Genomic DNA, 3,776 nt, shown 5'->3' with positions numbered 1-3,776 from the left:
TTCGAGCCATTACTGACCCATGCTCCTAGGTGAGCGGCCGGACACCCGATCGTCCGCGCCACCCGGTCACCGGCAACTGGAACTTGGTGACCAGGCGATCGGTGAACGGCGAATCGTCGAGCCGCACCCACTTGACCGGGCGTCGACCGCGGACCACTTCGACGCGGCTACCCGGCGGTGCGTCGACCAGGCGCCGCCCGTCGAGGACGACCACGGCCGGGCCCGAGTGCACTCCGGTCTCCACCGCGACCCTGGAGGTGGGCGCCACGACCATGGGCCGGGCGAAGAGCGCGTGGGCGTTGTTCGGCACGACGAGGATGGCGTCGAGCTCGGGCCAGACGATGGGGCCCCCGGCGGAGAACGCGTATGCGGTGGATCCCGTGGGGGTGGAGACCAACATGCCGTCGCAACCGTAGTCGCTGACGGGGCGGCCGTCGATCTCGACGGAGGCCTCGAGCACGCCCTGTCGTGCCACCTTCTCGATGCTGACCTCGTTGAGCGCCCAGTCGTGCGCGAGCCGGGTCTCGCCGTTGATGACCGTCGCCTCGACCGTCATCCTCTCCACGACGCGGTAGTCGCGTGCGGCGATCTGCTCCACGACGCCGCTCAGAGAGGAGACCTCGGACTCGGCGAGGAAGCCGATGTGTCCGAGGTTGACCCCTAGCACGGGCACGTCCGCTGCGTGGGCGTACTGGCAGGCGCGCAGGAACGTCCCGTCCCCGCCCAGGACCAGGACGAGCTCGCATCCCTCAGCGGCGGCGGGCGTGTCGGGGACGCACTCCACTCCACCGCCGGTGGCGACCCGGTCCCGGGTGTCCTCGAGAACCCGGACGGCGATGCCCCGCTCCGCGCACGCGTCGACCACCTGCGCGACCGTCGCGACGATGTCCGGTCGGGCGATGTTGGGTTCGAGCAGGATGCGCCGGGGCTGCTCGGATCCGGGGATGTCATTCATCGTGGGCCCTCCTCGACTGCCGTGCGGATCGCGTGTCGCGACTCGTCGGTGAGGTCCGCCGGCTCTCCCGATGCGGACCTGCGCAGGTGCAGGAAATACTCGACGTTGCCGGACGGGCCGGGAAGCGGACTGGCCACGCAGCCCAGGAGTTCGAGCCCCAGTCCCGCGGCCGCGTGGGCGACACCGGTGACGGCCTCGATCCGCAGCTCGGGGTCACGGACGACGCCGCCCTGCCCGACGCGGTCGCGCCCCACCTCGAACTGTGGCTTGACCATCGGGAGGAGATGCCCGCCCGGCCGCGTGCACAGAGCGAGCGCCGGCAGCACGAGCGGCAGGGAGATGAACGACAGGTCGGACACCACGAGATCGACCTCCCCACCGATGTCCCCCGGGGTGAGCGACCGGACGTTGGTCTTGTCGTGGACGCCGACGCGCTCGTCGCTGCGCAGTCGCCACACCAGTTGTCCGTACCCCACGTCGACGGCTTCGACACGGGCTGCGCCCCGGCTCAACAGCACGTCGGTGAAGCCGCCGGTGGAGGCTCCGGCGTCGAGACAGCGCGCCCCGTCGACGGTCACGCCGGCGAAGGTGTCGAGGGCGCCGACCAGCTTGTGGGCGCCGCGGGACGCCCAGTCCGGCTCGTCGGATGCGGTGAGCGCGATCGAGGTGGTGGGTTCGACCTGGGTGGCGGGTTTGGTGGCGGCCACCCCGTTGACGATGACGCGCCCGGAGTCGATGAGGTCCCGCGCCCGTTCGCGACTGTCGCACATCTTGCGACGTACCAGTTCGGCGTCGAGCCGCATGCGTCTGGCCGCCATCAGCGTCGGTTGTCCAGGGCCGTGAGAGCCTGCGCGAGGAGCTCGTGGGCGGCGTCGAGCGCGGCGACCTGGTCGTCGCGGACCGCCCCGCCGCCGGCGTCGGTCCCCGGCGCGCCGACCGAGTCGCCGAGCAGGTCGTCGAACGCCGAGCGGAGCTCGTCGATGTCGGGCCCCGTGGGCCCGGGACGTGGATGGGGTCCGGGGGTGGTCACGGCCTACACGCTAGCCGACGACGAGTCCCGCATCCGCGAGCCGGGATCGGAGGCCGTCTCCGCCCGCGGACACCTGCGACACGTCGTGACGCCACGCCAGTGCGATCACGGCTCGGGCCAGATCCAACCCGTGCAGATGGTCCGGGACTACGGAGAGGTGTAGCACCCCGGCCTCGACCGCGCCGTCGAACTCAGCGGTGTGCGGGATCCGGGACGCGTCGGCGGGCTCGGCGAGAGCCGACAGGTCGGGCGCGAGATGGGTGGGGCGCCGGTGCGGATCCGCCGACAGCAGGTGGGTCTGGTCGTGGACGCCGGTGAGGACCATCAGCGCGGGCATCCCGGCGGCGACGGCTCCCTCAATGTCCGTGTCGAGTCGGTCGCCTATCACCAGGGGGCGTGTGGACCCGACGCGGTCCGCGGCAGCACGCAGCACGCCAGCCGCGGGCTTCCCGGCGACGACGGGCTCGCGATCCGTGGCGGCCCGCAAGGCAGCGACGAGGGATCCGTTGCCGGGGAGCAGACCCCGTTCGGTCGGAAGGGTCGTGTCGACGTTGGAGGCGATCCAGGGCACGCCTCGGCGGATCGCGAGGCAGCCCTCCGCGAGGTCGGCCCAGGTCAACTCTCGCGACAGGCCCTGCAGCACGGCGTCGGGCCGGTCGTCGGCGGAGAGGACGACATCGTAGCCGCCCTCCCGGGCGAGTTCCCGGAAACTATCGTGACCGACGACCAGGACCCTCGAGCCCGGGGCGACGTGGTCGCGCAGCATGACCACGGCGGCCTGTGCGCTGGTCATGACCTCGTCGGGCCGCGTGGTGAATCCCAGTTCGCGGAGGTGGGCGGCGGTGTCCTCCGGGGACCGGCTAGCGTTGTTGGTCACGTACACCACGGGCAGGCCCGCCCGCTCGAGCGCGTCGGCGGCGCCGGGGATCGGCTCAGTGCCGCGGATCAGTGTGCCGTCGAGGTCCACGAGGAGTGCATCGTGGGCCTCGGCCAGGGTGGTGACGCTCACCGCGATCAGTCCTCCAGTTCGGCCAGACGAGGCGCGGCGCCGGTGACGTCCTCGGGGTCGGCGGAGAGTGCGTGGCGGAACCACTCCGCCGCCTCGTCCCTGCGGTCGGAGGCCAGGAGGACCTCCGCGTAGGCGTAGTCGAGCCGGGCGGCGGACTCGCCGCGGGCGTCGGCGTCGACGCCGGCGTCCTGCAGGGTCACGAGGGCGGCGTCGAGCTGGCCCATGTCGACACGGGCTCCCGCCTCGACGATGCGCAGTTCGATCAGCTCGTCGGCGTCGAGCATCCGCGACTCGTCACCGCGGGCGAGTTCTATGGCGCGCTGCGGGCGCTCGAGCCCGCGCTCGCAGTCGGCCATCATCGCGAGCAGACCGGGCCCGCCGGAGATGCGTCGGGCGGCCCGGAGCTCGCTGAGCGCCTCGGACCACTCGCCGGCACGGTAGGCCAGGACGCCGAGGGTCTCGCGGACGACGCCGATGCGGCCGGCGCGGTTCTTGGCGGCGCGGCCGTGCGCCAGAGCGAGCTGCGGGTCGTCGTCGACGAGGTGCATGGCGGCGACCAGGTGCTTGGCGACTGTTTCCGCGTTCGACTTGTCAAGGCTGCGCAGGTCGCGACGGACGTCGGCGTCGAGGTCGGCGGCCTCGATATCGTCGGGCAGGGCTGGCTCATCGGCGCGGGCTGCCTGACGTGCGTCCTGACCGGGGCGGCCTTCGCTCCTGCGGGCGCCCACCGGCCGATCCCCGCGTCCGGTGACTCCGCGTGGGCCGCCGCCCCGCCGGTCTCC

At 72.4% G+C, this 3,776-nt stretch carries 5 protein-coding genes; all 5 read right to left on the bottom strand.

The genetic code is table 11. From position 1 onward, the window contains the following. Nucleotides 1-25: 25 nt before the first annotated feature. Complete coding sequence (locus HMPREF3086_RS09570) at nt 26-955, bottom strand: NAD kinase (protein WP_061228841.1); 930 nt, start codon at nt 953-955, stop codon at nt 26-28. Continuing rightward, complete coding sequence (locus tag HMPREF3086_RS09565) at nt 952-1,773, bottom strand: TlyA family RNA methyltransferase (RefSeq protein WP_061228842.1); 822 nt, start codon at nt 1,771-1,773, stop codon at nt 952-954. Before HMPREF3086_RS09565 ends, HMPREF3086_RS09570 begins: the two co-directional genes overlap by 4 nt. Then, nucleotides 1,773-1,985, bottom strand: coding sequence for a hypothetical protein (locus tag HMPREF3086_RS09560; RefSeq protein WP_007629074.1), 213 nt, complete (start codon nt 1,983-1,985; stop codon nt 1,773-1,775). Before HMPREF3086_RS09560 ends, HMPREF3086_RS09565 begins: the two co-directional genes overlap by 1 nt. A 10-nt stretch (nt 1,986-1,995) precedes the next feature. Further along, on the bottom strand, nt 1,996-2,994 hold the full coding sequence (locus tag HMPREF3086_RS09555; RefSeq protein WP_061228843.1) for an HAD-IIA family hydrolase: 999 nt from the start codon (nt 2,992-2,994) through the stop codon (nt 1,996-1,998). Nucleotides 2,995-2,999: 5 nt separating this feature from the next. Then, a partial coding sequence (locus tag HMPREF3086_RS09550) for a tetratricopeptide repeat protein (RefSeq protein ID WP_210401854.1) occupies nt 3,000-3,776 on the bottom strand: 777 nt, incomplete at its 5' end.

This window comes from Dietzia sp. HMSC21D01, assembly GCF_001815995.1.
Classification (GTDB): domain Bacteria; phylum Actinomycetota; class Actinomycetes; order Mycobacteriales; family Mycobacteriaceae; genus Dietzia; species Dietzia cinnamea.
Note: the sequence above shows the minus strand (reverse complement) of the source record. Positions and strands in the feature narration are given on the sequence as shown.